27 protein-coding genes are annotated in these 26,401 nt (G+C 28.2%); 21 read left to right on the top strand and 6 right to left on the bottom strand.

Annotated features, from left to right (window positions below; all coding sequences use genetic code 11):
• Window positions 1-54 precede the first annotated feature (54 nt).
• From H9W90_RS10680 to H9W90_RS10690, 3 genes are read left to right on the top strand one after another with little or no spacing between them, the layout of a single operon-like run.
• On the top strand, window positions 55-1,680 hold the full coding sequence (locus H9W90_RS10680; RefSeq protein WP_187481585.1) for a DUF1800 domain-containing protein: 1,626 nt from the start codon (window positions 55-57) through the stop codon (window positions 1,678-1,680).
• Window positions 1,680-3,260, top strand: a complete 1,581-nt coding sequence (locus tag H9W90_RS10685) for a DUF1501 domain-containing protein (protein ID WP_187481586.1) — start codon at window positions 1,680-1,682, stop codon at window positions 3,258-3,260. The genes H9W90_RS10680 and H9W90_RS10685 overlap by 1 nt, the downstream gene beginning before the upstream one ends.
• A complete protein-coding gene (locus H9W90_RS10690) occupies window positions 3,260-4,210 on the top strand; it encodes a GSCFA domain-containing protein (RefSeq protein ID WP_187481587.1) in 951 nt (316 codons plus the stop codon). Before H9W90_RS10685 ends, H9W90_RS10690 begins: the two co-directional genes overlap by 1 nt.
• Before the next feature lie 59 nt (window positions 4,211-4,269).
• On the opposite strand, the gene H9W90_RS10695 is transcribed toward H9W90_RS10690, so the two are convergent.
• On the bottom strand, window positions 4,270-4,707 hold the full coding sequence (locus H9W90_RS10695) for a hypothetical protein (protein ID WP_187481588.1): 438 nt from the start codon (window positions 4,705-4,707) through the stop codon (window positions 4,270-4,272).
• 156 nt (window positions 4,708-4,863) lie between these two features.
• Here H9W90_RS10695 and H9W90_RS10700 point away from each other — a divergent pair, with 156 nt between their 5' ends.
• The 11 genes from H9W90_RS10700 (at window position 4,864) to H9W90_RS10750 (ending at window position 15,666) form a co-directional block, all read left to right on the top strand.
• A complete protein-coding gene (locus tag H9W90_RS10700; RefSeq protein WP_187481589.1) occupies window positions 4,864-5,574 on the top strand; it encodes a DUF6498-containing protein in 711 nt (236 codons plus the stop codon).
• Window positions 5,575-5,660: 86 nt separating this feature from the next.
• Window positions 5,661-6,755, top strand: coding sequence for a hypothetical protein (locus tag H9W90_RS10705; RefSeq protein WP_187481590.1), 1,095 nt, complete (start codon window positions 5,661-5,663; stop codon window positions 6,753-6,755).
• Between the two features lie 4 nt (window positions 6,756-6,759).
• Complete coding sequence (locus H9W90_RS10710; RefSeq protein WP_187481591.1) at window positions 6,760-7,755, top strand: hypothetical protein; 996 nt, start codon at window positions 6,760-6,762, stop codon at window positions 7,753-7,755.
• Between the two features lie 79 nt (window positions 7,756-7,834).
• The gene (locus tag H9W90_RS10715) at window positions 7,835-8,305 is read left to right on the top strand and encodes a DUF6252 domain-containing protein (protein ID WP_187481592.1); all 471 of its coding nucleotides are present in this window, start codon (window positions 7,835-7,837) and stop codon (window positions 8,303-8,305) included.
• A 104-nt stretch (window positions 8,306-8,409) separates the two neighbouring features.
• Entirely contained in the window at window positions 8,410-8,856 is a 447-nt protein-coding gene (locus tag H9W90_RS10720; RefSeq protein WP_187481593.1) for a hypothetical protein, read from the top strand.
• A 107-nt stretch (window positions 8,857-8,963) separates the two neighbouring features.
• Window positions 8,964-10,286 carry a hypothetical protein gene (locus H9W90_RS10725; RefSeq protein WP_187481594.1) on the top strand — a complete coding sequence of 441 codons (1,323 nt, stop codon included), beginning with the start codon at window positions 8,964-8,966 and terminating at the stop codon, window positions 10,284-10,286.
• Window positions 10,287-10,297: 11 nt separating this feature from the next.
• The gene (locus H9W90_RS10730) at window positions 10,298-10,588 is read left to right on the top strand and encodes a hypothetical protein (RefSeq protein WP_187481595.1); all 291 of its coding nucleotides are present in this window, start codon (window positions 10,298-10,300) and stop codon (window positions 10,586-10,588) included.
• A 57-nt stretch (window positions 10,589-10,645) separates the two neighbouring features.
• A complete protein-coding gene (locus tag H9W90_RS10735; RefSeq protein ID WP_187481596.1) occupies window positions 10,646-12,595 on the top strand; it encodes a tetratricopeptide repeat-containing sensor histidine kinase in 1,950 nt (649 codons plus the stop codon).
• A gap of 24 nt (window positions 12,596-12,619) precedes the next feature.
• A complete protein-coding gene (locus tag H9W90_RS10740; protein ID WP_187481597.1) occupies window positions 12,620-14,524 on the top strand; it encodes a tetratricopeptide repeat-containing sensor histidine kinase in 1,905 nt (634 codons plus the stop codon).
• 49 nt (window positions 14,525-14,573) lie between these two features.
• Window positions 14,574-15,227 (top strand): response regulator transcription factor, encoded by a 654-nt coding sequence (locus H9W90_RS10745; protein WP_187481598.1) that lies wholly within the window; start codon window positions 14,574-14,576, stop codon window positions 15,225-15,227.
• A 52-nt stretch (window positions 15,228-15,279) separates the two neighbouring features.
• On the top strand, window positions 15,280-15,666 hold the full coding sequence (locus H9W90_RS10750; protein ID WP_187481599.1) for a hypothetical protein: 387 nt from the start codon (window positions 15,280-15,282) through the stop codon (window positions 15,664-15,666).
• A gap of 3 nt (window positions 15,667-15,669) precedes the next feature.
• Here H9W90_RS10750 and H9W90_RS10755 read toward each other — a convergent pair whose 3' ends face one another.
• Together H9W90_RS10755 and H9W90_RS10760 are read right to left on the bottom strand one after the other, a co-directional pair.
• Entirely contained in the window at window positions 15,670-15,945 is a 276-nt protein-coding gene (locus H9W90_RS10755; protein WP_187481600.1) for a rhodanese-like domain-containing protein, read from the bottom strand.
• Window positions 15,946-15,983: 38 nt separating this feature from the next.
• Complete coding sequence (locus H9W90_RS10760; RefSeq protein ID WP_187481601.1) at window positions 15,984-17,744, bottom strand: aromatic amino acid hydroxylase; 1,761 nt, start codon at window positions 17,742-17,744, stop codon at window positions 15,984-15,986.
• Between the two features lie 193 nt (window positions 17,745-17,937).
• On the opposite strand from H9W90_RS10760, the gene H9W90_RS10765 reads away from it, so the two are divergent.
• Window positions 17,938-18,210 (top strand): hypothetical protein, encoded by a 273-nt coding sequence (locus tag H9W90_RS10765; protein ID WP_187481602.1) that lies wholly within the window; start codon window positions 17,938-17,940, stop codon window positions 18,208-18,210.
• A gap of 41 nt (window positions 18,211-18,251) precedes the next feature.
• On the opposite strand, the gene H9W90_RS10770 is transcribed toward H9W90_RS10765, so the two are convergent.
• Window positions 18,252-18,641 (bottom strand): ankyrin repeat domain-containing protein, encoded by a 390-nt coding sequence (locus H9W90_RS10770; RefSeq protein WP_187481603.1) that lies wholly within the window; start codon window positions 18,639-18,641, stop codon window positions 18,252-18,254.
• Window positions 18,642-18,914: 273 nt separating this feature from the next.
• Here H9W90_RS10770 and gpmI point away from each other — a divergent pair, with 273 nt between their 5' ends.
• From gpmI to H9W90_RS10795, 5 genes are read left to right on the top strand one after another with little or no spacing between them, the layout of a single operon-like run.
• Window positions 18,915-20,432: a 2,3-bisphosphoglycerate-independent phosphoglycerate mutase gene (gene gpmI / locus H9W90_RS10775; RefSeq protein ID WP_187483972.1), complete on the top strand. Its 1,518-nt coding sequence runs from the start codon at window positions 18,915-18,917 to the stop codon at window positions 20,430-20,432.
• An 18-nt stretch (window positions 20,433-20,450) separates the two neighbouring features.
• Window positions 20,451-20,984 carry a thioredoxin family protein gene (locus tag H9W90_RS10780; protein ID WP_187481604.1) on the top strand — a complete coding sequence of 178 codons (534 nt, stop codon included), beginning with the start codon at window positions 20,451-20,453 and terminating at the stop codon, window positions 20,982-20,984.
• Entirely contained in the window at window positions 20,985-21,389 is a 405-nt protein-coding gene (locus tag H9W90_RS10785; RefSeq protein WP_187481605.1) for a BT0820 family HAD-type phosphatase, read from the top strand.
• 58 nt (window positions 21,390-21,447) lie between these two features.
• Window positions 21,448-22,254 carry a type I methionyl aminopeptidase gene (map, locus tag H9W90_RS10790; protein ID WP_187481606.1) on the top strand — a complete coding sequence of 269 codons (807 nt, stop codon included), beginning with the start codon at window positions 21,448-21,450 and terminating at the stop codon, window positions 22,252-22,254.
• Window positions 22,255-22,257: 3 nt separating this feature from the next.
• Complete coding sequence (locus tag H9W90_RS10795; protein WP_187481607.1) at window positions 22,258-23,028, top strand: class I SAM-dependent methyltransferase; 771 nt, start codon at window positions 22,258-22,260, stop codon at window positions 23,026-23,028.
• 7 nt (window positions 23,029-23,035) lie between these two features.
• Here the strand turns inward: H9W90_RS10795 and H9W90_RS10800 are convergent, their stop codons facing one another.
• Together H9W90_RS10800 and H9W90_RS10805 are read right to left on the bottom strand one after the other, a co-directional pair.
• Window positions 23,036-24,316: a hypothetical protein gene (locus tag H9W90_RS10800; RefSeq protein ID WP_187481608.1), complete on the bottom strand. Its 1,281-nt coding sequence runs from the start codon at window positions 24,314-24,316 to the stop codon at window positions 23,036-23,038.
• 74 nt (window positions 24,317-24,390) lie between these two features.
• Window positions 24,391-25,383 (bottom strand): FAD:protein FMN transferase, encoded by a 993-nt coding sequence (locus tag H9W90_RS10805; RefSeq protein WP_187481609.1) that lies wholly within the window; start codon window positions 25,381-25,383, stop codon window positions 24,391-24,393.
• A gap of 116 nt (window positions 25,384-25,499) precedes the next feature.
• On the opposite strand from H9W90_RS10805, the gene H9W90_RS10810 reads away from it, so the two are divergent.
• The gene (locus tag H9W90_RS10810) at window positions 25,500-26,345 is read left to right on the top strand and encodes an OmpA/MotB family protein (protein WP_187481610.1); all 846 of its coding nucleotides are present in this window, start codon (window positions 25,500-25,502) and stop codon (window positions 26,343-26,345) included.
• The last annotated feature ends 56 nt before the right edge of the window (window positions 26,346-26,401 follow it).

A 26,401-nucleotide genomic window follows, 5' to 3' on the forward strand; every position in this document is an offset into this window, starting at 1 on the left:
ATTAAATTTGAGATAAATCAAATTAGTTTTTATCAAATTAAAAACTAAAAATTTATGCCTTATTTAGATACATATTCTGGAAGTTGGACAAAAAAAGAAGCCAGACATTTATTAAGAAGAGCTTCTTTTGGGGTTACTCAATCTTTAGTAGACACTTCAGTTTCTTTAGGTTTATCAGAAACTTTAAACATACTTTTTTCTGAAAATGAGTTGCCAAATCCACCTTTAAAATATGTTTTAGATGGTACTTCTAATGGCGAAGCTTTAGACCCAGCTGCAAATTATGGCGAAACCTGGATACATGGAGATGTTGTTCCTGTAGAAGACGCAAATACATCAGCAAAAAACATTATTTTAAGATATAGAACTCGTTCTTTATACGCTTGGTCTTACTTGCAAATGCAAAATGCAGAAATGTCTATTAGAGAAAAACTAACGCTTTTCTGGCATAACCATTTTGTTTCTGTGAATGGGAATCCGCATTTAGAATATTATTATATGAATTTGTTAAGAACCAATTCTTTGGGCAACTTTAAAGAATTGACAAAACAAATTACCATAGACCCTAATATGTTGCGTTTCTTAAGTGGAAATCAGAATTTAAACACTGCTCCTAATGAAAATTATTCTAGAGAGTTATTAGAGCTTTTTACTGTTGGTAAAGGTGATGCTGTTGGCAATGGAGATTATACTAATTACACAGAAAGTGATGTTATAGAAATTGCAAAAGTGTTAACAGGTTGGCGAACTAGAGGTTTAACTAACGCTGATGCTTTAACGTCATATTTTCAAAGTAATAGACATACAACTGGCGATAAAAATTTATCTCACAGGTTTAATAATGCTGTAATTTCTGAAAATGGAGACCAAGAATATAAAGATGTAATTGATAAAATTTTTGAACAGGAAGAATGTTCACTTTATATAACAAGGCAATTATATATTTGGTTTGTAAATTCTGAAATTACTTCAGAAATTGAAACAAATATTATTATTCCATTAGCTGAAATTGTTAGAAATAATGATTATGATATTAGTGAAGCTTTAAAGAAGTTATTAGCATCTGAACATTTTTTTGAAAATGTATTCTGCATGATTAAAAGTCCTTTAGATTTAATGCTTTCGGCTACAAAATCTTTATTACTTTCTGCACCAACCACTTCTGTAAAAGAAGAATATGAATTTGCTTACATACTATATTTGGCTTGTTCAGATTTAGAACAGTCAGTATTTAATCATCCAGATGTTGCAGGCTGGAAAGCCTATTATCAAGGACCTTTGTATTATAAAACTTGGGTAAATAATTTTTTACTACCCAAAAGATTAGAATATTGTAAAGTATTGGTAACTGGAGGCGATTTAGTTATAGATGATAAAAATTATACAGTTCCACCTTTAGTACCAGTTTTATTAATTGCTACAAATATTACAAATGCAGAAGATCCTAATATTTTAATTAATGAATTGGCTAGTCAGCTTTTTAATTATGAAATAACAGAAAGTCAAATCATTAGCTTAAAAGATATTTTAATTCCGGGTTTACCCGATTTTGAATGGACTATAGAATACACCGATTTTTTAGGAAATCCTTCTGATGACGCCATACGTATTTCTGTAGAAAATAAATTGAGAAGTTTAATTTCTGTAATGCTACAAATGTCTGAATTTCAAATTATGTAATGATGAAGAAGACACAAAAACTAAACCGTAGAGATTTTATAAAATTAAGTTCAGTAGCATCTGCTGCATTGCCATTTGCATTAAGTGGTTTTCCTCTATTCGCAAATGAAAAACCCAAAGAATATTCTTTTTTAGAAGATAATGAAAACATATTAGTTCTTATACAATTGCAAGGTGGAAATGATGGTTTAAATACCGTTTTTAACTTGAATCAATATGACAATTTACAAAGTGTACGCTCTAATATTATTATTCCAGAAAACGAATTATTAGAAATTGATGCTGTAACTCGTTTTCATCCATCTATGTTTGGAATGAAAGACATTTGGGAGCAAGAAAAACTATCTGTCATACAAAATGTAGGTTACCCAAATCAGAATCGTTCTCATTTTAGATCTACAGATATTTGGAATTCTGCATCCAATGCAAATGAATACGTTTCTAGTGGTTGGATTGGTCGTTTTTTTGATGTAAATCATTCAGAATTTCCAACAGATTACCCAAATACAGAAAACCCAGATCCGTTTGCAATTACTATTGGAAAAATTGTTTCAGAGACTTGCCAAGGCACAAGTGCTAACTTTTCTATGGCGCTAACAGACCCAGAAAATCCAGGAACAGCTTTGGTTTCTAATACTGGCGCTATACCTAATAATTGCTATGGAGATGCTTTAACTTTTGTAAATGAAACAGTTGCTCAAACAAATGCGTATGCAGAAGTTATTAAAACGGCAGCAAATGCAGGAAATAATTTATCTACAAAATATGATAGTTCTGATTTATCAGAAAAATTAAAAAATGTTGCTCGTTTAATTTCTGGCGGACTAAAAACAAAAGTATATGTTGTACAAATTGGTGGTTTCGACAATCATGACAATCAAGTTGTAGATGGAGAAACAAAAACAGGAAAACATGCAGATTTATTAGAAGAATTGTCGAGCGCAATGAACGCTTTTCAAGATGATTTGCAATTATTAAATGTTGATGATAAAGTAATTGGAATGACGTATTCTGAATTTGGAAGAAGAATTCGTTCGAATGGAGGTTTTGGAACAGATCATGGAACAGCAGCTCCTTTATTTCTATTCGGAAGTTGTGTAAAAGACCAAATTTTAGGTGATGCACCAGAAATTGATACAGCTGTAGATATTAATGAAGGTGTACAAATGCAATTCGATTTTAGAAATATTTACAGCACAATTCTAACAGATTGGCTAGGAGCTACAAAATCTGATGTAAATACTATTCTATTTAATGATTTTGATGCATTACCACTTTTTAAAGATGGATGTTCTGCAAGACTTTCTACAAATAACTTTCTATCGAAAGAATTAGAAATAAACGTATTTCCAAATCCATTTTTAGATTCTCTTAATATTACTTTTATAGGAAATAATGAAATGGTGAAAATTACATTATATAATACTATTGGTGCAGTTATAAAACAAATTACTAATCAAAAATATAGTAATTTGCAGCACACAATTAATGTTAATTTGCAAAACTTACCAAAAGGAAATTACTTTATATTGTATCAATCAAAAGAAATATCTAAAACTAAAAAAGTTTTAAAATATTAATGAAACTACAAACACAAATTCCAATAAAAAAAGAAGCTAGAAATCCTATTTCTTACGAATCTAAAATTCTATTAATTGGCTCTTGTTTTTCAGAAAATATTGGAAATAAATTAGATTATTATAAATTTCAGTCTGCTCAAAATCCATTCGGAATTCTATTTCAACCAAAAGCAATTGAAAAGCTTATTACAAGTGCGATTAATGAAAGGGAATATACTGTTGAAGATTTGGTATTTCAAAATGAACGCTGGCATTGTTTCGATGCACATTCGAGCTTAAGTTCTACGGATAAAAATGAGCTTATAAATAGTTTAAATTCTACTATTTCATTAACAAATAAACAAACAAAGGAAGCGACTCATCTTATAATTACTTTAGGAACTTCTTGGGTTTACAGATTTATAGAAACTGATGCTATTGTTGCAAACTGCCATAAAATTCCACAGAAAAAATTTTTAAAAGAATTACTTTCTGTTGATGAAGTTTCTGAAAGTTTAGAAGCAATTATCGAACTTATAAAATCTGTAAATAAAGATATAAATATTCTTTTTACGGTTTCTCCTGTAAGACATTTAAAAGATGGTTTTATAGAAAACACACAAAGTAAATCGCATTTAATAGCAGGAATTCACAACGTAGTAAATCCGAGAAATAAAACGCACTATTTTCCTTCTTATGAAATAATGATGGATGAATTGCGTGATTATAGATTCTATGCAGAAGATATGATTCATCCAAATAAAACAGCCATTAATTACATTTGGGAAAAGTTTGTAGCAACGTGGTTTTCTGATGATTCAAAAACTACAATGCAAGAAATAGAAACAATTCAAAAAGGAATTTCTCATAGACCTTTTAATGAAAATTCTGATAGTCATAAATCTTTTTTAAAAAATTTAGAAGTTAAAATTTCGAACATTAAAACAAAGATTCCAAACATAGAATTTTAAAATAAAAAAGCTTATTGAGTTAAAACTCAATAAGCTTTTCTAACTAGAAGTAGCACTTTTTAAAACAAACCAATTCTAACACTTGGCACACCTACTTTAATAGTAGATCTAGACCTATATCTTGGCTCACTTCTATATTCATATCTATAATAAAATGTAGCATGACTGTGATAATAATGCCCGTGATTACAATGATTATCACAATGATTGTGATGTTCTGCATAGGCATCTCTTTTTCCTTGCATGTAAGCTTCATAAGCTTCTTTATCTTTTTTCTTTAACTCCTTTTCGTATCTTTTTTGTTCTTTCCAAAACTTTCTTTCTTCTTTTTTAGTTTCAGCAGTATACTGTTGCTCAAATTTAGCATCTTCTTTTGCTCTTTGCTCGTAATAAGAAGTTTTAGATTCTTTCTTGTCTTCTACTTTCTTTTCTTGTGAATTTACAATTCCAAAAAAAGAAAATGCAATTACAGTTAATACTATTTTTATAGTCTTCATGATTTTAGTTTTAAATTATAATATTCATCTCTAATAGTAAAACAATTATGTAGTGTTTTACCCTACTTTTAAAATAGAAAAAAAATAAAATACGGCATTTGCCTTATTCTTTTTTTAAAAGAATTGCTAGAACTTTACAACTATAAAACTTAAGAAATGTTGAAATCTATTTTTTACCCAACACAACAAAACGCTTTTATTTGGTTAAGCTCTATTTACCTTTTATTTCTTTTATACATTGGTAAAGCATCTGCAATATCTATTCTGTTTGCATATTTTTTAGAAACAATAATTATAGGAATTTTTAATGCACTTAAAATGTTGTGGAGCATTTTATACGAAAAACCAAAATCTTCTAACTATGGCTTAATTCTATTTTTTTTAGTTCATTATGGAATGTTTGTAGCAATTCAATCACTCTTTGGGTTCTCGCTTTTTGGTATAGAAGGAAATGGAATTTTAAAAGAGCCTTTTAATATTATAGAAAACTATGCAATCATTTTAAATTTAGAAGATATTAAATATGCCTTACCAGCCATTATTTTTATGCATTTGGGAAAATTTATAACAGATTATATTCAGCAGAAAAAATACCTAGAGTTTACTGCAAAAGAAATTATGTTTAAACCTTATTTGAGAATATTTGTTCAGCAATTTGTGGTAATTCTTTCCTCTTTCTTTATTGTTCTTGGCGAAGCAGGAATTATCGCAGCCATATTGTTAATCTTTTTTAGGTTGGTTATTGATTTATGTTTAGATTCAATTAAGAAAGACTCCAAAACGTTAGATTATTTATCAGAAAAATTAGAAAACGAAAAAGCAACTAAAGAGGACATAAAAAAACAACTCATTGTTTTTACGGAGTAATTCTTAAATATACGTCAAATGACGTATTGTAGAAACTTACTGTTTTAATGAGTTTTGTATTAGTAAAATCCTAAAAACAAAATAACATGAAAAAATTTAATTACATATTAATCGCTATTTTCTTTATATCATTTAGTGCGCTATCTCAAAATATAGAAGATCTAAAAATAAAAACTAAATTTTACGGAGCTAAAAAGATGAAAAAAGATCCAAAGAAAATTTATATAAACTCATTTAATGTAAACTTTGAAATTTATAAAGAAGCTATAGATTTTAAAGCTGGTGGAAATGGTGGAAGAATTGGAGGTAACACAAGCAATGCAACTGCTAGTGCAGCAGTTGGTTTAGGAGGTATAAATGCAGATAAAATGCAGGAAAAGACAAATCTAATTTACCAAAACTATATAAATCGACTTAAAAGTGAAGGCTTTGAAATTATAAATTCTGATGAAGCTAGTAAGACAAAAGTTTTTGAAGGTTGGGAAAAAGCTTCTGGGCCTCAAGTAGTAGAAAATTTAAGCGGAATTATAACAATTGTTCCAGCAAACTACACCTCTTTTTACAAAAGAAAAACTGATAAAGGAGAAATTAAAAAAGGGTTTTTAGGCGGTATTGGATTACAAGCAAAACTATCTAAAGAACTTGGAGATGCAATTATTGCAGATGTAAATTTATTTGTTATGTTCTCTGAAAATGGTTCTGATTGGATGAAAGGAAGAGCTGCTAAAGTTAAAATTAAAACCAATTTAAGGTTGATAAACAACTATGCTGTTACCATTCCTCAAAAATTTAAAGAGAAAAAAACTACTCTAGGTAAACTGTTTGGTTCTGTAAAAATTAAGGGTGCAGTAGACACATATCCTGCGTCTTCCAACGTAACTTTTTCGCAAGGTAAAGTTGGTCTAGGTGCAGAAGCTGTATACTCTGGTTTTCTTAAAGATGACGTAGAAATTAATGGTGTTTTAAAGAAACAAAAAGTTGTTGCTTACCAAAAACAAGGTTCTTTTGTACCAACATCTTTTTCAACTTTTTCTAACTATTTAGATGCTAAAGCAGATCGTTTTTCTGAAAAAGCAAAATGGATAGAAGTAGATGGAGACAAATATGCCCAGGGATTTTACAATGTTTGTAACACATTTTTAGAAAAAAATTTAGATGAATTTTTTAATAAATTGAAATAATTTCATGAAAAACTTCTACTACCTACTTTTTATATTTCTAGGAAGTCTTTTTCTAGTTTCTAACTCTGCACAACCAGGAGTTTGGAATGCTGGTGGTAGTGGAAGTTTTACATTATTATATCCTGAAGACACTGTTGCTTATAAAAAAATTCAGATGAAATCTGAAGATATTTTTATGCAACTTTACAAAGGATTTGCAACTGTAAAAGGAACCTATTATTTTAAAAATACAGCTTCAGATACCTTAAAAATAAAAGTAGGTTATCCTGTAAACAATGTTTTCGAAAACGTACAATTTCATCACGAAGTAAATGAAGTTAGAGTAGAAGGTTTATATAAAATTAAAGGATTAATTAACGGAGTTGAAGCACCAATTTATAAAAAACCCAATGCAGAAAATGATAATTGGTATGTTTGGGAAATTACTTTTCCGCCAAATAAAATAACCGAATTTACAGTCTACTTTTTAGTAAACACAAACAATGCTAAAATTATAAAAGGTTATAATTCTGATAAAAAAAATGCTTTTATCTACTTAATTGAAACTGGTTCTTTATGGAAATCTCCTATAGAAAAAGGAGATTTTTACACACAATTTAAAGATGATATTTCTATTGATAACGTAAAAACAAGTTCCCCAACTTCACTATTTTTTGATGAAGAGAATGCCATTTTAAAATTCTCTTTGTCAGATTATGGTAAAAAACCTGACCCCAATTTTATTATTACTTATGGAAAAAAAATAGAGAATTTCAACTTTAAAGAAATTACCTCAAAAAGTGATTTGTATTTTAAAAGTATAGATAGGTTCTCTAAAAACAACTTTAATAATTATAATTTTAATTTAATAGAATTAGAAAATGCGTATAAAGTTGGTGGAATTTCAAACAACGCTATTGGTCTTATTTTCTATCTAGTAATTTACGGAATACCAATTCTTTTAGGTGTTCTTGCACTTTTTATTTTCATCATTTTATACAGAAAATTTATTAAAAAATAAAAAATACGGCAATTGCCGTATTGTAAAAATTCTCATTAATCTAGAAGTTTGTAATGTATAATTCTAAAAAATAAATAGTATGAAAACTTTACAAAAAATTTTATTATTTATCAGTGCAACTGTTCTTATATCTTGTAGTGCAACTGATAACGATCTTGGTGTATCTGGAGAAGGTTCTTTCTCCGCAAAAGTAAATGGAGAAGAATTTATTTCTCTATCAGTTTCTGTTGGTGCAACTGTAGCTAACAATGTTTTGGCTGTACAAGGTTCTAAATCTTCCGGAGAATTTATTAGATTAAATATCATGAACTACACTGGAGTTGGAACCTATAAAACGGGAGACGCAGTTACTAACGCAAGTAGTATGATATATGGTACTATAAACCCAGTTGCTTCTTGGACATCTACTTTTAACATTGGCTCTGGAACAGTAATCGTAACAGAAGAAACAGCAACTACTGTAACTGGTACATTTTCTTTTGAAGGTGTAAATACTAACGCAGGAAATAAGACTATTACAGAAGGGAAGTTTAGTGCTCCAAAATCTTAAATTATTGAAAAGGTTCTATGAAAACGAAGAAAATACGGCATCTGCCGTATTTTTTTTTGTTAATAGTTTATAGAGCTTTGTAGAGGAATCTTAAAACAAATATTATGAAAACTTTTAAAAAAATTACACTACTATTTTTAACTATTTCATTGGCAATTGCATGTTCTTCAGAAAGTAGTTCTTCTGGTTGTGAAACTTGCGAATACACAATTGCATCTGGAGAAACTGCAGGAACAGCAGCAAAATCTATTGAAGGAACTTATAATTTAACAATGCACTTTGCTGATGCTGCCTCTCCTTACCCAGATGGTACAAAAGCAACATTTACTTTAATGGACAATGTATTAACTGTAGAAGTAGCTGGAGAAGAATGTATAACAATTAAAAACCCAAGATTAACAACTGCTGGTTCTACAGAAATTCAGTTTAGAGATACTTGTAGAGACAAAATTTCTTACGATGTTTCTATGACACAGTCTGGAGAATTAAATGAAATAAACATTTCATCTACGGTAGATAGCAAATGGCTTGGTCAATTTAATGATAAATAAACAATATTTAAGAGTGTTTTTTAGGGTTACAGGTGGTTAGTTTTTTCTAGAAAATATGCTAGCCACCTCCTTTAAAACATCTATAAAAACCTTAAAAAACAAACACAATGAAAAAATTTACACTTTTACTATTCCTCATAACTGCTTTTAGTTTTGATGGGTTTAGTCAGGCAGAAACTTATAATTTAAAATCTCAAAACCTACATAAAAACGTACGTAAAACTATAGACCATTATTATACTTATGATAAAGACAGTAAAGGTTTTGTGAAAAAATCTGTAAACATTAAAAGATATAATGATGATGGAAATTTAATAGAAACCTATTATTTGTACAACAGTCAATACACAAGCGGAACTCCAACAAAAAAACTTTACAATTATAATTCAGATGGTTTGTTAATTGGCACAAAAGATATTAGTGATTCTCAAGGAAAATACTCCACTCATTATGTTTTTACTTATGACAAAAAAGGTAATTTAACCAAAAGAGAATCTATTTACACAGATGGCAGCAAATTCTATACTGTATTTGTAAATGATAGAAGAGGAAGGGTAATAAGTAAAAAAGAATATTCTAAAAGCAATAAATTATCAGCAGATGTAAGCTACAGTTATAAGGGTGATAAAAAAACAGAAATTAGAACAAGTTACAGTAGTACAGATGGCAGTATTATTGGAACCTACAAAACTATTTATGATGATGATGTAAAAGTTTCTTACAACTCAGAAAGTAAATACGGAAACACATCAACTACATACGAATATGATAAAGAAGGAAATCTTTCTAAATCTCATCAGAAATCTAAAACCAATTCCATATCAACTTATGATTATGTGTATGATAAAAAAGATAATTGGGTAAAAAAACACTCTAAATCTGGAAAATACCAATATTTCTATTTTAGAGAAATCTATTTTGAAAACGGAGATGTAACTGGAAGTACTCAATTTGATAGAATCTTTATAAACAGACATGGTAACTTTGCAAATGTTGCTGTAGTTCCTTTAAAAAAGAAAGAAATTAAAAAGACTAACTATACAAACAATACTGTTAATTCTTCAACATTTAAAACAAAAAAATGGGATTATGACTTTGTGTTTATAAAAGAAGCTGTAAAAAAACTTACAGGTTCTGCAGAAATAAAAACAACAGACTTTAATAACATACAAGTTGGCAGCAACACAAATTTTATTGTAAAATTTAATAACAACTCGTTTAATTTAAATTTTACAGTAAGTAGTTTTAAAACCTATGATGACAAATATGAATATTTGTTTAAAAATGATAAAAATGCTACAGCACTGCTTTGGATTTACAAAAAAAAGAAAGGTTTAAAAGATGATATGCTAGGAGAAAGTTTTTATGTAAATGGTTTTCTTAGAATTGAAGAAATAGACCAACCAGCAATAGGTATGTACTTAAAATAACAACTTTATAGATGAACTTAATTTCTGAAAACAGTAGTATTCTTATTACAATTATAATAACTACAGTTTCACTTATCTTATATTTTAGCTATAGTTTTAAAAGACTAAAAACATTCGAAGATAAAAAATTAGAAGCTATTTTTTTAGAGATTGAAGTTGAAAAAAACAATCATTTATATTTAAAAAAAGTACCTAAAGAAATCACCAAATTAGAGTCTAAAACAAAAGCTACTTTCAAAAAGATAAACGTAAATATCTTCAATATAGATTATTCTTACAAAGAAGTACTTTCTAATATTTAATTGTTTTTAAAAAATTTACTACTTTTAGAACTGTAACAATCAAACAATTAACTTTTTATGCTTTTTTCAAAAACCAAATTAATATGTTTTGTTGCAACTCTATTTTGTTTAAATTTTTACTCACAATCTGCTGGAAAAAAAATTATTGATAGTTTATTAATTGTCTCAAAAAAACAAACTGACAAACAAAAGGTCTTAACATATATAGAAGTTGCAGAAAAATATACTGGAATAGATTTAGATTCTGCAAAATTTTATAGTGATAAAGCTTATAACATCTCTTTAAAAGTAGAAGATAAAAGATTAAAAACTATTGCAATAATACAATTAGGAAATTTTGCAAGAGAGAATTCAGAATACACAAAAGCTATCAATTATTTTAAAGAGTCTTTAGCTTTAAGTAAAAGTATTAATGATACCGTTTTAATAGCTAACTCTTATTCTGGTTTGGGGATTGTGAATAGCCGTTTGGGGAATTTTAAAGAAGCAATATCTAATTTTCTAAAAGGAATTCCTGTATATGAAGCATTAAAAGATACTGCAAACATAGCAAGGGGTTATTTAAACCTTGCTGTAGATTTAAGAAAAATTAAAGAATTTGACAGATGTATTTTATACAATAATAAAGCACTTACTTTATTTGAAAAAAATAACGAACATTTAAATATTGCTGCAATACACAATAATTTAGGTGGCGTTTATAATGAGAACAAAGAGTATTTAAAAGCAATTAAAAGTGCCGAAAAAGCAAAAAAATATTTTACTGAAAATGATTATGAAAGGTATGCTGCTTATCCATTAACGAATATTGCAATATCTTATGACAGTTTAAATGAGCCAATTAAAGCTGAAAAAAATTATTTAGCCGCAATTAAATTACACACAGAATTTAGAGAACCTTATGAACTTGCTTTTTTAAATAATGCGTACGCAAATTTTAAATATAAACACCAAGATCACAAACAAGCCATAAAAATTGGAAAAAAAGCCCTTGATTTTGCAGAAGAAGTTAAAGCTTTAGAATTTATAACATCTAGTTGTAAAACATTGGCAAAAAGTTTTCAAAAAGATGGAAACTACCAACAAGCAAATATTTATTTGAATAAGTATATTATTTCTAAAGACAGTCTTTTTGAAAAAGAGAAATCTAAAGATATAGCAGAAATACAAACTAAATATGAAACAACTAAAAAAGAGGCTCAAATTGCAATACAAAAAGAAAAATTATTAGAAAACGAACTAGCCATAAAAAACAGAACTTTATATGCTATTCTTTTAGCATCTGCCTTATTAATCTTAGGAATTATCTTTTTTGCTATCTACAAGAAAAATCAATATAAACGTAAACAATTACAGAAAGAAATAGACTTGAAAGATGCTTTAGCAACTATAAAAACTCAAAATAGATTGCAGGAACAACGTTTACGAATTTCTAGAGATTTACATGATAATATTGGTTCTCAACTTACTTTTATCATTTCATCTATAGACAATTTAAAATACATTTCTAAAGATGTAAATGATACATTAAAAGACAAATTAATTGGCATTAGTACTTTTACATCAGAAACTATTCATGAGTTAAGAGATACTATTTGGGCAATGAATAAGAGCGAAATTTCTGTTGAAGATTTACATGCCAGAATTTTATCTTTTGTAGAAAAAGCTAAAATTGCTACAGAAAATATGCTGTTTGAAGTAAATTATAATATCGATAAAAATGCAACTTTTTCTTCTTTAGAAGGTATGAATATATTTAGAGTAATTCAAGAAGCAATAAACAATGCCATTAAATATGCAGAGGCTTCAAAAGTAGAAATTAAGCTTGATAAAAAAGACAATCAATTTATTGCATCTGTAATAGATGATGGTGTTGGTTTCGACATAAAAAATGTCGATTTAGGAAATGGTTTGTCTAATATGGAAAAAAGAATGAGCAAAATTAACGGGAAAGTTGTTATAGTTTCAGAAATTGAAAAGGGAACAACTATTAAAATTTATTTGTAAATTGTAATTCAACAAAAATAACTTATGAAGTTTACAATAAAATCTTTTTTTTTAATTGCATTTCTTCTAAAAGCTTTTCTTTCATTTTCGCAAGATGTTCTTACTCTAAATAATGAAGCTATGTCTTCATATAAGCTTAATCAAAAAGAAGCTATTGAAACTTTAAAAAAAGCATTAAAGATCGCTAAAAAAAGTACAGATTCTTTAAATATTGGTAGAACAAAAAATAATTTAGCGATTGTTTACAGAGATTTGGGACAATATAAAAAATCGAAAGAATTATCTAATGAAGCTTTAATAATGGTTAAAGAAGATTTAATAAAAGCTTCTATTTACAATAATATTGGTGCTTGCAATAGAAAACTTGGTCTCTATGAAGAGGCAATCTCAAGCTATTTTAAAAGCCTAATAATTTATGAAGCAAAAAAAGAATTAGCAAAAACTGCAACTGTTAATAATAATATAGCTGTGGTATATTCTTATTTAAATTTAAATGTCAAATCTTTAGAATATCATAATAAAGCAAGAATAGTTTTCGAAGAATTAAAAGATTTTAAGGGCATTTCTCAATCTTACAATAACGCTGCAATAATATATGCAAATGAAGGTGATTTAGAAAAATCATTAAAATACTTTAAGTATTCTTTACAGTTAGAAAAAAAATTAAATGACAAAAAAGGCATTGCAGAATCTTTAAACAATGTTGGCTCTGTTCATTATTATTTAGGTGCTTTAGATTCTGCAGTTTATTATTTCGAAAAATCTGCAGAAATGGAGAGAAATGTTGGCAATTTTGCAGGTGTTAGTGCTAGTTATAATAACATTGCTCAAGTATTTTTAGAAAATAAAAAAGTAAAAAAATCTAAAATATATATTGATAGCGCCTATCACATAGCAAAAAAATATAATGTAAATGAAGATACTGAAAATGCACTTTTAAATTACGTAGACTATTATGAATTGCAAAATGAAAATAAAAAGGCACTTAATTATTTAAAAAAGTTTCACCATTATAAAGATAGTATATCAAAAAAATCGAACCTAAAACTATTACAAGAAGTTGAAACCAAATATCAAACTGAAAAAAAAGAAAAAGAAATTGCGCTTCAAAAAGAAGAATTGTTAGAAAAAGAAATAGCCATAAAAAACAGAACTTTACATGCTATTTTTTTAGCATCTGCATTATTAATTTTAGGAATTATCTTTTTTGGTATTTATAAGAAAAATCAATATAAACGTAAACAATTACAGAAAGAAATAAATTTAAAGGATGCTTTGGCAACTATAAAAACTCAAAATAGACTGCAAGAACAACGTTTACGAATTTCTAGAGATTTACATGATAATATTGGTTCACAACTTACTTTTATCATTTCATCTATAGACAATTTAAAATACATTTCTAAAGATGTAAATGATACATTAAAAGACAAATTAATTGGTATTAGTACTTTTACATCAGAAACTATTCATGAGTTAAGAGATACTATTTGGGCAATGAATAAGAGCGAAATTTCTGTAGAAGATTTACACGCCAGAATTTTATCTTTTGTAGAAAAAGCTAAAATTGCTACACAAAATATGCTGTTTGAAGTAAATTATAATATCGATAAAAATGCAACTTTTTCTTCTTTAGAAGGTATGAATATATTTAGGGTAATTCAAGAAGCAATAAACAATGCCATTAAATATGCAGAGGCTTCTAAAGTAGAAATTATACTTGATAAAAAAGAGAATCAATTTATTGCATCTGTAATAGATAATGGTGTTGGTTTCGATATAAAAAATGTAGATTTAGGAAATGGTTTATCTAATATGGAAAAAAGAATGAGCGAAATTAAAGGAAAAGTTGCTATTACCTCCCAAACAAATAAAGGTACCAATGTTTCCTTTTCTGTTTTAATTAAAAATACGTCAAATGACGTATAAAATAAATCATATTCTTAAAGTAATTTTAAAGAATAATTAATCTAACCAAATGAACTTAAAAATTTGCATAGCAGAAGACAATTACTTTTTAGTGAAAGCTATAAAAGAAAAGCTTTCTTTTTTTGATGATATTTCTGTGAAATTCCATGCAAATAATGGAGCAGAATTAATTGGTAAATTAGAAGAGAACCACAATATAGATGTTATTTTAATGGATATTCAAATGCCACAAATGGATGGTATAAAAGCCACAGAATTGGTAAAGAATAAATATCCACAAATAAAGATAATTATGCTTACTGTTTTAGATGATGATGATTATGTTTTTAATGCAATTAAAGCTGGTGCAAACGGGTATTTACTAAAAGAAATTGATGCAGAAAACCTTTATAAAAGTATTTTAGAAGTTACAAAAGGTGGCGCACCCATGACGCCAAGTATTGCTTTAAAGACCTTAAACTTGTTAAGAAACCCAAGTCTAGCAGACACTAAAGTAGAAGAAACAGCACAAGTAAAACTTTCTAAAAGAGAAACAGAAATTTTAATTCAATTAAGTAAAGGTTTAAACTACAATAGTATTTCCGACAATCTTATAATTTCTCCGTCTACGGTAAGAAAGCACATAGAAAATATTTATAAAAAACTACAAGTACACAGCAAATTAGAAGCTGTAATGAAAGCGCAAAAGCAAAATCTTATCTAAAACAAAGAAAATATTTTGTACCTTTCTAGAGATAAATTTATCTCGCTATAAAATGATTCAAAAAATTATAATTGGTATTCTTGCAGGTACATTAATTGGTATGTTTATAACATCCATTTTTATGTTAGACGAAACCAATATTGTAGAATTATTTCTAACAAAAATTACAGCCACCTCTATAATTTGTGGGATTTTTTGCGGAGTTTATGCGCATTTTTCAAAATCTAAATTGCAAGTTTTTTTAATCTCAATTTTAATTGGAGAGATCGTATTTTATTCTAAATACCTAATTACTGGGCATGATTTCGACCCAATAACAATGGGTGCTTTTACAGGCGCAATGTTGGGTGGAACTTTTGCTATTATTAGAAAACTTAAACAATCTTTAAAAGTTTATAAAAGACTGCAAAAACTTCGTAAAAGAGGCTTTAAATACTAATTATTATAAATGTTTAGCAACATTTTGCCAAGGACCACCATTAATTACATCTACTCCATTTTGTGCTAAAAACTGAGCTGCTTGCCCACTTCTACCACCACTTCTACAAACTGCAATTACTGGTTTATCCCAAGATTTTATTTGTTCAATTTCTAAAGGAACTAAATTTAAAACAATGTGTTTTGCACTTTCTATGTGGCCTTCATTCCACTCTCCTAAAGTTCTAACATCTAAAATTACTGCGTCTTTTTCTAAATATTCTTTTATTTCTGAACTCATATCTTTACGTTTAAAAAGGTCAAATATTCCCATTTTTATTACAATTGTGGTAAATTCACTTTCAGTAAATCTAACCCGTTTTTTATCAAACCTTTGTATTCTTTATTTTCTTGTAATTTAATTAGATAGTTTAATACATCTGTTTGTACAAGAAAATTATTTTGCAAAGCTAATTCATAGATTTCTAAATTCAGCAACCAATCTTTAGAAAATTTTATTTTTAACTGATTAAATATATTTGTTATTTTTTCTTCTGAAACTACTTTTTGTTCTCGCATTTTTCGAACCTCATCATACAAATTGTACAATTCTTTTTCTGCTGCAGAATAAATAATTTTATGTGTTTTGGTTTCAGATACTTTTCCTAAATCTCCAAAAGAGCTATTATCTGCTGGTCCAGAGTAAGCAGAGATTACTTCTTTACCAATTGCCATGTCGTAAACTCCCCATTCTGGTTTAAATAAAATAGTTTCTTCATAAGAAACTGTACAATTTTGTAAAGAAATTAATAAAATTCTTCCACGTAAATCTCTAGTACCAGTAATTACATCTCCAACCACTTTTATTCCTCCTTCAAATTCTAAAGAAATTTGTTTTCCTTCGTAAATTTCATAGGCTTCTAAATCTCTTGGACTCATATATTCTATAGGAATATTAATTCCTTTCAATTTACCAATTGGACTTCCAAAACCTTCTGTATGATTTTCTATTCCATGTCCAATTAACTCTTTATCTCTGCTAGAAAGCGCTGTTTTACCAGTTGTTTGAATATAAATAGGATTACCGTTTTCATCTGAAATTACATTTGTAAAAACACCAGAAATTTGTAAACCTGTACTTAATTCAATAGTTCCTAAATTTTTAGAATTTATTAGTTTTTGAACACCTTTTAAACCTCCTTTTCTAATTGCCATTTTATTAGCAAACTGCTCTAAAACCAAACTTAAATGCGCAAAATCTGGAGTTACAAACAACTGTGGTTGCGGTTTTGTAATATCGAAATTTATGTTTGCGGCTTCAATAGTATAAGGTACTTTTTTAACTTCATCTTGCATACACCAAGCACTTTCTCCTATTGAAGAAAGTAAACCTGCTCCATAAATTTTAGGATTTTCTAAAGTGCCTATTAATCCATATTCTACTGTCCACCAATGTAGGTTTCTTATTTGTGCCATTTCAGACAATTCACCCATATTTTCTTGCAAAAACTCTACCTTTTCTTGCGCTTCATTTATTTCTTTTTCAGATGAATTTGGATCTTCTTTTAAAATTGATAACAGACGAATTGCCTCATACATTTCATAATCTTTGGCAGAAGAAATTGCTTTGCTTCCAATTTCACCAAAACGTCTTAAATATTCTGCATATTCTGGATTTGCTATAATGGGCGCATGACCAGCTGCTTCATGAATAATATCTGGTGCTGGTGTATATTCTATATGATTTATAGTTCGCATATCAGAAGCAATTACCAACACATTATAAGCTTGAAATTCCATAAAAGCATTTGGCGGAATAAAACCATCTACTGAAACTGCAGCCCAACCAATTTCTTTTAAAATTCTATTCATTCCATCCATATAAGGAATGTTTTCTACAGAAATTCCTGTTTTTTTTAATCCAGTTATATAAGATTCGTGTGCAACTTTGCTTAAATAATCAACATTCATTCTCATGACATAACGCCAAACTGCTTGATTTTGCGCTGTATATTCTTCATAAGGTTGTTTTACCACAAATTTGTGTAAATGTTTGGGTAATTTTTTAGTAACGTCGTTTAATTTAAAATGAGTATTCATTTAAAAAATAATTGAATTATTCTTACAAAATTACACATTAAAATAGTGATAATACATTTAAAAGGAATAAAAAAATAGCTTTAATAGCTATATCGTAATCATTAAAAAATATTGTAATAACTTTATGAGGCTTAAAAATGTAACATTTAGGTCTTTTTTACTACTTATTAGTAATCACTAAATCTTCTATATTATGAGTTCTGGATCTATTTCTGCAATGATTGCAAGTTTAAAAGCGAATAAAAGAACTCGTGTTTCAACTTTTGATAAAATAAAAGGGTATAAAAAAAGTGATAAAAGTGAACTTCATTTCGACAAAAAAGCATCACCAACCGAATTAAAAAAGATTAAAAAAAGGGTTCAAAAAGAAAATGACGCTTCCTCTAAAAGGAAAATTGTTATTCTAATAATATCAATTATTGTGCTTCTAACATTTTTATATACGCAAAATAGACTGTCTTTTTAGACAGTCTATTTTCTTTAGATTAATTAATTCAAATAATAATACTAAAGTGCTTCTTTAATAACTTTTACAGCATCTACTGCTTTAGATCTTTTTGCAATAGACAAAGCTGTCATATTTCCTTTATCAGATTTCGTCTTTAATTTTGCGCCATTATCTATTAATAATTTGGCAATTTTTGCTTTGTTATGTCTTGCTGCAAACATTAAAGGTGTTAATCCGTTCGATTTTTTGTTTACATTTTCTCCGGCTTTAATAAGAGAGGCAACAGCTTCATATTTTCCCATTTGAATTAACTTACAGAACGTATTTACACTCGAAGAAAAAGAGGTAAATTCTGTAGAATTTGTTTTTACAACATTGTTTAAAGAAGTTGCATTTATAGTAGAAAATGCAAATAAACAGGCGAACATTGGTACGATTAATTTTTTCATGATAATTAAGTTTTGGGTTTAAAATTATTTGTTTGTTATATTTAAAAGACTTTAATAATTAAAAAACGTTTCAGAAAAAGCCCTATTTAACAAGGGTTTAACAAACAACAGTCAATTTTAACTTTAATTATGATAAAAAATAAAAGAATAATAGTTTTCAAAAAAATAGATATAAATCATTTCTATTTAGTGCTGAATTCTACGCTATCGGTTTCGTAAAAATTTAAAATTAAAACAAAAAACTTTCTTATTTTTACTGTTCAATTTTAGATGATGAACAAGAAAGTAATCTTAATGATTTTAGACGGATGGGGAATTACACAAGACCCAAAAGTTTCCGCAATTTACAATGCAAAAACACCTTACATTAATAGTTTATATAACAAATATCCGCACGCTCAGTTAAGAACAGATGGTTTACATGTTGGTTTACCTGAAGGACAGATGGGAAATTCGGAAGTTGGACACATGAATTTAGGTGCTGGTAGAATTGTATATCAAAATTTAGCAAGAATTAATAAAGCTGTTAAAGAAAAAACTTTAGGCAAAGAAAAAGTGTTGTTAGATACTTTAAATTACGCTAAAGAAAACAACAAAGATGTTCATTTATTAGGTTTGGTTTCTAATGGTGGTATTCATGCGCACATAAATCATTTAAAAGGAATTTTAGATGTTGCCAAAGAAAATGAAGTAAACAATGTGTATTTGCATGCATTTACAGACGGTAGAGATTGCGATCCTAAATCTGGTACTTTTTTCATAAATAATATTCAAGAATACATGAAAGAAAGTACAGGAGAATTGGCTACTGTAACTGGACGTTATTATGCAATGGATAGAGATAATCGTTGGGAACGTGTTAAAGAGGCATATGATGGTGTTGTAAATGGTATTGGTGAAAAAACTACAGATGTTATTGCAACTATCAACAAAAATTATGAAGCTGGTTTAACAGACGAATTTCACAAACCTATTATTGTAACAAATGCTGATGGTTCTCCAAAAGCACAAATAAAAGAAGGTGATGTAGTTTTATTTTTCAACTATAGAACAGATAGAGGAAGAGAGCTTACAAATGCATTGTCTCAAAATGATTTCCCTGAATTCGGAATGAAAAAATTAGACTTATATTTTACAACTATTACTTTATATGATGAATCTTTTAAAGGAATTAACGTAATTTATAACAGCGATAATATTAAAAATACGTTAGGTGAAGTATTATCTGATGCTGGTAAAAAACAAATTAGAATTGCTGAAACAGAGAAATATCCTCACGTAACTTTTTTCTTTTCTGGCGGACAAGAAACTCCTTTTGAAGGTGAATCTCGAATTTTAAGAAATTCACCAAAAGTAGCAACTTACGATTTAAAACCAGAAATGAGTGCATATGAATTAAAAGATGCACTTTGTGAAGATTTAGAAAAAGGCGAAGCAGATTTTGTTTGTTTAAACTTTGCAAATGGAGATATGGTTGGCCATACAGGAATAATGGAAGCAGCAATTAAAGCTTGTGAAACTGTAGACATTTGTGCAAAAGAAGTAATAGAAACTGGTTTAAAAAACGGTTATTCTACTTTATTAATTGCAGATCATGGAAATTGCGAAACAATGATGAATCCAGATGGATCTCCACACACAGCACACACTACAAACCCTGTTCCTTTCATTTTAATTGATGATGAAATAAAATCAGTAAAAAGTGGTATCTTGGGCGATGTAGCACCAACTATTTTAGACTTAATGGGAGTTACACAACCAGAAGAAATGACACAACATTCTTTATTATAACTATAAAAAATTAGAGAAATGAAATATTTTTTTTTATTCTTTTTTACGATTGCTCTAGCTTCTTGTGGCAGTGCACAACAAGAAATAACTGCAGCAAAAAATAAAAGCGGAGATTTAGTAGGTTTTGCAAACAAAGAATCTTTTAACCAAGCTCCTTACAATACTTGGTTTACTCAAAAATTTGATGCTTATAAACCAGATGAAGTAACCGTTAACGCTTTAAAAAAAGAACTTAAAGGAGTTAAAATAAAAGGTTTTATGGGAACTTGGTGTGGAGATAGTAAAAGAGAAACTCCACATTTTTATAAGATTTTAGAACAAGCAGGTTTCAATTTTAAAAATTTAGATTTAGTTACTGTTAATCGTAGTAAAAAAACCCCAGATAATTTACAAGAAGGTTTAGACATAAAAAGAGTACCTACTTTTATTTTCTATAAAGACGGAGAAGAAATTGGACGTTATGTAGAATATGCACGTGAATCTTTAGAGAAAGACATGTTAAAAATTGTATCAGGACAACCTTACAAGCATTCTTACGATAGAAGTAAATAAATGAAGATTCCTAACAACAATCTTATTATTGCTGTAGATTTTGATGGCACTATTGTAGAAGACGCATTTCCTAAAGTAGGAAAACCGATTCTCTTTGCTTTTGAAACTCTTAAAAAACTGCAATCTGAAGGTCATCGTTTAATTTTATGGACCTACAGAAGTGGATCTAAACTTAATGATGCAGTAGAGTTTTGCAAAGAAAACGGGATTGAATTTTATGCAGTAAACAAAAACTTTCCAGAAGAGGTTTATGAAGAGAAATACAGCAGAAAAATTCATGCAGATTTATTTATAGATGATAGAAATGTTGGTGGTTTTTTAGGTTGGACAAATATCTACAAACTCATTTTTAACTATGAACCAGAAATGAAAAAGAAAAAAGGTTTTTTCTCTTTTTTCAAATAGTCTAAATTTATTTGTAATTCTTTAAATTATAGTAACTTTGCGGTTCAATTTTTTTAACATGATTAAAATTAAAACCAAAGAAGAAATAGAAATTATGCGCGAGAGTGCATTAATCGTTTCTAGAACATTAGGTATGCTTGCAAAAGAAGTAAAACCTGGTGTTACCACATTATATTTAGACAAACTTGCAGAAGATTTTATTAGAGCTGAAGGCGCAATTCCTGGATTTTTAGGTTTGTACGACTTTCCAAACACGCTTTGTATGAGTCCAAACTCTCAAGTTGTACATGGTATTCCTAATAAAACTCCTTTAAAAGAAGGAGAAATTATTTCTATAGATTGTGGTGCTAAAAAAAATGGTTTTTATGGAGATCATGCTTATACTTTTGCCGTTGGCGAAATAGATTCTGAAACTAGAAAATTATTAGACGTAACCAGAGAAAGTTTATATGTTGGTATTCGTGAGTTTAAAGCGGGTAACAGAGTTGGAGATGTTGGTTATGCTATACAGAAGTTTACAGAAGACCATGGTTATGGTGTTGTAAGAGAATTGGTTGGACATGGTTTAGGCCGTGAAATGCACGAAGATCCAGAAATGCCAAATTATGGTAAAAGAGGTAGAGGTAAGAAATTTGTGGAAGGTATGGTAGTTGCCATAGAACCAATGACAAATTTAGGAACTCATAAAATAAGACAACATTCAGATGGTTGGACAATTACAACTTTAGACAATAAACCTTCTGCACATTTCGAACATGATGTTGCTATTGTAAACGGAAAACCAGAATTACTTTCTACTTTTAAATATGTTCATGAAGCTTTAGGTATAGAAACTAATGAAGAAGATGAATTTAGAGCAAGTTAATTCGTGTCTGTATTTAAATCCATACTAAATACCATACCAAGACCTTGGCTAATTAAAGTTAGCTATTTAGTACGTCCTGTAATTGCTTTTTCTTTAAAAGGAGATAAATTTACAGATCCTATTGATGGAAAATCTTTTCGAAAATTTCTACCTTATGGTTATGGAAAACAAAGAGAAAATGCTCTTTCTCCTTCTACTCTATCGTTAGAAAGACATAGATTAATGTGGCTTTTTCTAAAAGATGAAACTGATTTTTTTACTTCAACAAAAACACAAAAAGTTTTACACATTGCTCCAGAACAATGTTTTTTAGACATTTTTAGAAAGCTGAAAAACCTAGATTATATTACCTCCGATTTAGAAAGCCCTATTGCAGATGTAAAAGCAGATATTTGCGATTTACCCTTTAAAGAAAATGAGTTTGATGTTGTTTTTTGCAATCATGTTTTAGAACATATTACAGATGATACTAAAGCCATGCAAGAATTATACAGAGTATTAAAACCTGGTGGATTTGGTATTTTTCAAATTCCGCAAGATTTATCTAGAGAGAAAACTTTTGAAGATAATTCTATTACGGACAGAAAAGAACGCGCAAAAATATTTGGGCAATATGACCATGTTAGAGTTTATGGTAGAGATTATTTTAAGAAACTTCGTTCTATAGGTTTTACGGTAGATGAAATAGATTATACAAAAAAAATCGCTTCAGAAAAACTAGAACGATTTTGTTTGATGAAGAATGAAATTCTTCCTGTTTGTTATAAAAACTAAAGATTAGTTAGTTTGAGTTTTTTCTTAAAAATTCTACCATTTTTTCTAGCTCTTCATCACCAGCAACAATTACACCATTTCTCATAATTTGGTAGGCTCCATTGTCTAATTTAACAACTTTAGAATCACCAATGTAATCTGCATATTCATCTTTGGCATTACTTACTTTAGTTCCATTTTGGTTTACCCAAATAGTTTTACCATTTTTAATAACTTGCAATTTATTATTATAAAATGCTCCAACATATTGGTATCCTGAACTAGATTTTAATACATTTCCATCAACAGAGCATAAAAAAGAATTTACTTGGTAGTTTTTCTCAAAATATAATGGGTAAATTCCTCCACCTACATGGCCTCCAAACTCATACCATTCTTTATTTATTTTAATTTCACCATCTTTATTATACTTATCAATTATATCATTACCTTTTAAAGATTTAAATAATTCTTTTTCATTTGCAACTCTAACAATTTTCTTCACATTTAAGTCGAACACCATTGGCTCGTATGAATTGTTAGGATATAGAACCAATCTACCATTTCCTCTAGGCAACATTACATGGCCATAATGTGTAGAAAGTGAATTAAAATCGGATACATTTGGTATTAAAAAACCTTGTTTATCATTTGTATTAAAACAATAAATTTTATTTGGTTCAGATTTTCTGTTCTTTAATAAAATAAAACCTTCAGAACTTATTGCGTCTTTATATTCAGTAGCTTCAACTATTATTTTTCCTCTGTCATCTATAACACCAAAGTTTTCTCCTTTTGTATAAAGTGCTAGATTGTTTTTATTGAAATTATAGATACTATCTACCTTTATAGTAAGTTCATTAGATTTGGCTGTCCAAACCGTTTTAAGTGAGTCTATCTTTCTTAATTCTTTCTCTTTCTTTAAACGCTCTTCCTCAAGTCTTTTTTCTTCTGCTAACTTTGCTTCTAACTCTTCATTTATATTTACATATAACTCTATAAGTTGTGCATATTCTTCAGTTTTTTTATTTCTTTCTAATAAAAAATATTGTTTTGCCAAATCTTTTGCTTCAGCAAAATTTCTTAACTCATAATGTATAAAAGTACCTAATTTAGCAACTTTAGATGAAGTAATGGTATCCATATACTTCATTGCTTTATCAAAATGAGTTAGAGAGAGCTCAATTTCAAGGTTTCCTAGACTTTCTTGTGCCCTTTTTATATACACATTAGCAATGTCTTTATTAGATTGTGCGTTGGTTATTGTAAAAGTCATTAAGCACAAAAGTGCAAGTAGTAGTTTTTTCATAGTTAGATTATTATCCCCAAATTATAATGATGCAATATAACAAAAATACTCTTTATAACACTAAACAAAAATACCTAGTTATAGGTATAAGTAGAGAATTCTTCTAAATTTCCATTATCATTAGTAAAGATTAGAATTACATCAATTTGTTTATTTTTTCTTAAAAATTCTTTTGTTTTTTCTAAACCCATTGCCATAAAAGCGGTTGCATATGCATCTACATCTGCACAATCTAAATTTGCAATTACTGATGCACTTAATAAATTACTTTCTGTTGCGTAGCCAGTTTTTGGATTAACAGTGTGTACATATTTTTTACCTTGATTACTTACCCTAAACTTTCTATAATTACCAGAGGTTGCCATAGATTTATTAGATAAATTAATTTCTTTGAAACCAGATTCCTCATTCTTTTTAAGAGGATTTACTAGCTTAATTATCCAAGGTTTATTATTGTCTTTATAACCTTTTGTTCTTATTTCTCCACCAATTTCTACTAAATAATTATCTATTTTTTTTGAATCTAAAAAACGAGCAACCACATCTATTCCAAAACCTTTAGCAATAGAGTTAAAGTCTAAATAAATTTCTGGATGTTGCTTTCTAATCATTCCTTTATCTAGAGAAATTTTTTCTAAACCAACGAATTTCATTTGTTCATTAACTTGTTCTTCTGTTAAATCCTTTTTTTCATTTTTGGGTCCAAAACCCCAAGAATTTACAAGATTACCAACTGTAGGGTCGAAAAAACCATCTGTTTCTAAATATATTCTTTTAGATTTCTGGTATACTTCTTTAAATAAATCATCAATTAAAACAGTAGAATCTCCTTTATTAATTTTAGAGATATCTGAAGTTGGAATATAGGTAGACAAAGATTTATTCATCAAATAAAACAAGCTGTCTATAGATTTTTGATAATTATCTTTACCATTTAAATACACTATTTTGTAAGAAGTACCAAATACCAAACCTTGAAAGGTGTAATCTTTAGGAACAATTTCTTGTTTACAGCTAGAGAAATAAAGTATTAAGGAAAGAGAAAGTAGTATTTTATATGGTTTCATCAATTTCATAATTAATTAACAAAAATAGTACATAAAATTTTCACAAAAAACACTTAAAGCTACATATTGTTAATACATTTTGTTAAATTTGTCAACTGAATTTAATATCTATAACAATGAGAAAAATATCATTATTACTATTATTTGTGATTGTAGCAAGTTCATGTGCTTCTAAAAAAGAGTTTGTAGCTTTACAAGAAAAGCATGAGAAAACTAAACAAGAATTAGTGGATGTAAAAGCAAATTTACAGAAGTGTTTAATTGAAAACGAAAAAGAATCTACAAAAGCTTTTGCCTTAACAGAACAAGTAAAATCTTTAAAAGACGATAAAAAAACTGCTTTAAAACAAGTAGAAAATTTAACTGTACTTACACAATCTTCTTCTGATAATATTAAAACTGTTATTGCTCAATTAAGTGAGAAAGACAAATATATTAATGGTGTTAGAAAAGCAATGACACAAAAAGATTCTTTAAACCTAGCTATTAAATATCATTTAACTAGAAATTTAACAGATGGTATACAAGATAAAGATATTGAAGTAAATGTTGAAAAAACAGTTGTATTTATTTCTATTTCTGATAAACTATTATTTAAAAGCGCAAGTTATAATGTAAATGATAATGCTTATTCAGTATTAGAAAAAATTGCAAAAGTAATTAACGACCAACCAAAAATGGAAGTTATGATTGAAGGTCATACAGATTCTAGATCTATAAAAACAGAGTTCTTACAAGACAACTGGGATTTATCTGCAATGAGAGCTACTTCTATTACAAGAATCTTACAATACAAATATGGTGTTAAACCAGAAAGATTAATTGCAGCTGGTAGAAGCCAATATGTACCTTTAGCACCTAATGATACAGATGCAAACAGAGCAAAAAACAGAAGAACAAAAATTATTATTATGCCTAAATTAAATCAGTTTTTTGATTTGTTAGAGCAAGATGCTAAATAATTAAAAGTTCATATTACAATATTAAAACCACTCTTATGAGTGGTTTTTTTATGACT

Source organism: Polaribacter pectinis, from assembly GCF_014352875.1.
GTDB lineage: Bacteria > Bacteroidota > Bacteroidia > Flavobacteriales > Flavobacteriaceae > Polaribacter > Polaribacter pectinis.

Bases quoted from the DNA above. Each gene is read 5' to 3' on its own strand.
- H9W90_RS10680 (WP_187481585.1), top strand. From the start codon at position 55: ATGCCTTATTTAGATACATATTCTGGAAGTTGGACAAAAAAAGAAGCC.
- H9W90_RS10685 (WP_187481586.1), top strand. From the start codon at position 1,680: ATGATGAAGAAGACACAAAAACTAAACCGTAGAGATTTTATAAAATTA.
- H9W90_RS10690 (WP_187481587.1), top strand. From the start codon at position 3,260: ATGAAACTACAAACACAAATTCCAATAAAAAAAGAAGCTAGAAATCCT.
- H9W90_RS10695 (WP_187481588.1), bottom strand. From the start codon at position 4,707: ATGAAGACTATAAAAATAGTATTAACTGTAATTGCATTTTCTTTTTTT.
- H9W90_RS10700 (WP_187481589.1), top strand. From the start codon at position 4,864: ATGTTGAAATCTATTTTTTACCCAACACAACAAAACGCTTTTATTTGG.
- H9W90_RS10705 (WP_187481590.1), top strand. From the start codon at position 5,661: ATGAAAAAATTTAATTACATATTAATCGCTATTTTCTTTATATCATTT.
- H9W90_RS10710 (WP_187481591.1), top strand. From the start codon at position 6,760: ATGAAAAACTTCTACTACCTACTTTTTATATTTCTAGGAAGTCTTTTT.
- H9W90_RS10715 (WP_187481592.1), top strand. From the start codon at position 7,835: ATGAAAACTTTACAAAAAATTTTATTATTTATCAGTGCAACTGTTCTT.
- H9W90_RS10720 (WP_187481593.1), top strand. From the start codon at position 8,410: ATGAAAACTTTTAAAAAAATTACACTACTATTTTTAACTATTTCATTG.
- H9W90_RS10725 (WP_187481594.1), top strand. From the start codon at position 8,964: ATGAAAAAATTTACACTTTTACTATTCCTCATAACTGCTTTTAGTTTT.
- H9W90_RS10730 (WP_187481595.1), top strand. From the start codon at position 10,298: ATGAACTTAATTTCTGAAAACAGTAGTATTCTTATTACAATTATAATA.
- H9W90_RS10735 (WP_187481596.1), top strand. From the start codon at position 10,646: ATGCTTTTTTCAAAAACCAAATTAATATGTTTTGTTGCAACTCTATTT.
- H9W90_RS10740 (WP_187481597.1), top strand. From the start codon at position 12,620: ATGAAGTTTACAATAAAATCTTTTTTTTTAATTGCATTTCTTCTAAAA.
- H9W90_RS10745 (WP_187481598.1), top strand. From the start codon at position 14,574: ATGAACTTAAAAATTTGCATAGCAGAAGACAATTACTTTTTAGTGAAA.
- H9W90_RS10750 (WP_187481599.1), top strand. From the start codon at position 15,280: ATGATTCAAAAAATTATAATTGGTATTCTTGCAGGTACATTAATTGGT.
- H9W90_RS10755 (WP_187481600.1), bottom strand. From the start codon at position 15,945: ATGAGTTCAGAAATAAAAGAATATTTAGAAAAAGACGCAGTAATTTTA.
- H9W90_RS10760 (WP_187481601.1), bottom strand. From the start codon at position 17,744: ATGAATACTCATTTTAAATTAAACGACGTTACTAAAAAATTACCCAAA.
- H9W90_RS10765 (WP_187481602.1), top strand. From the start codon at position 17,938: ATGAGTTCTGGATCTATTTCTGCAATGATTGCAAGTTTAAAAGCGAAT.
- H9W90_RS10770 (WP_187481603.1), bottom strand. From the start codon at position 18,641: ATGAAAAAATTAATCGTACCAATGTTCGCCTGTTTATTTGCATTTTCT.
- gpmI (WP_187483972.1), top strand. From the start codon at position 18,915: ATGAACAAGAAAGTAATCTTAATGATTTTAGACGGATGGGGAATTACA.
- H9W90_RS10780 (WP_187481604.1), top strand. From the start codon at position 20,451: ATGAAATATTTTTTTTTATTCTTTTTTACGATTGCTCTAGCTTCTTGT.
- H9W90_RS10785 (WP_187481605.1), top strand. From the start codon at position 20,985: ATGAAGATTCCTAACAACAATCTTATTATTGCTGTAGATTTTGATGGC.
- map (WP_187481606.1), top strand. From the start codon at position 21,448: ATGATTAAAATTAAAACCAAAGAAGAAATAGAAATTATGCGCGAGAGT.
- H9W90_RS10800 (WP_187481608.1), bottom strand. From the start codon at position 24,316: ATGAAAAAACTACTACTTGCACTTTTGTGCTTAATGACTTTTACAATA.
- H9W90_RS10805 (WP_187481609.1), bottom strand. From the start codon at position 25,383: ATGAAACCATATAAAATACTACTTTCTCTTTCCTTAATACTTTATTTC.
- H9W90_RS10810 (WP_187481610.1), top strand. From the start codon at position 25,500: ATGAGAAAAATATCATTATTACTATTATTTGTGATTGTAGCAAGTTCA.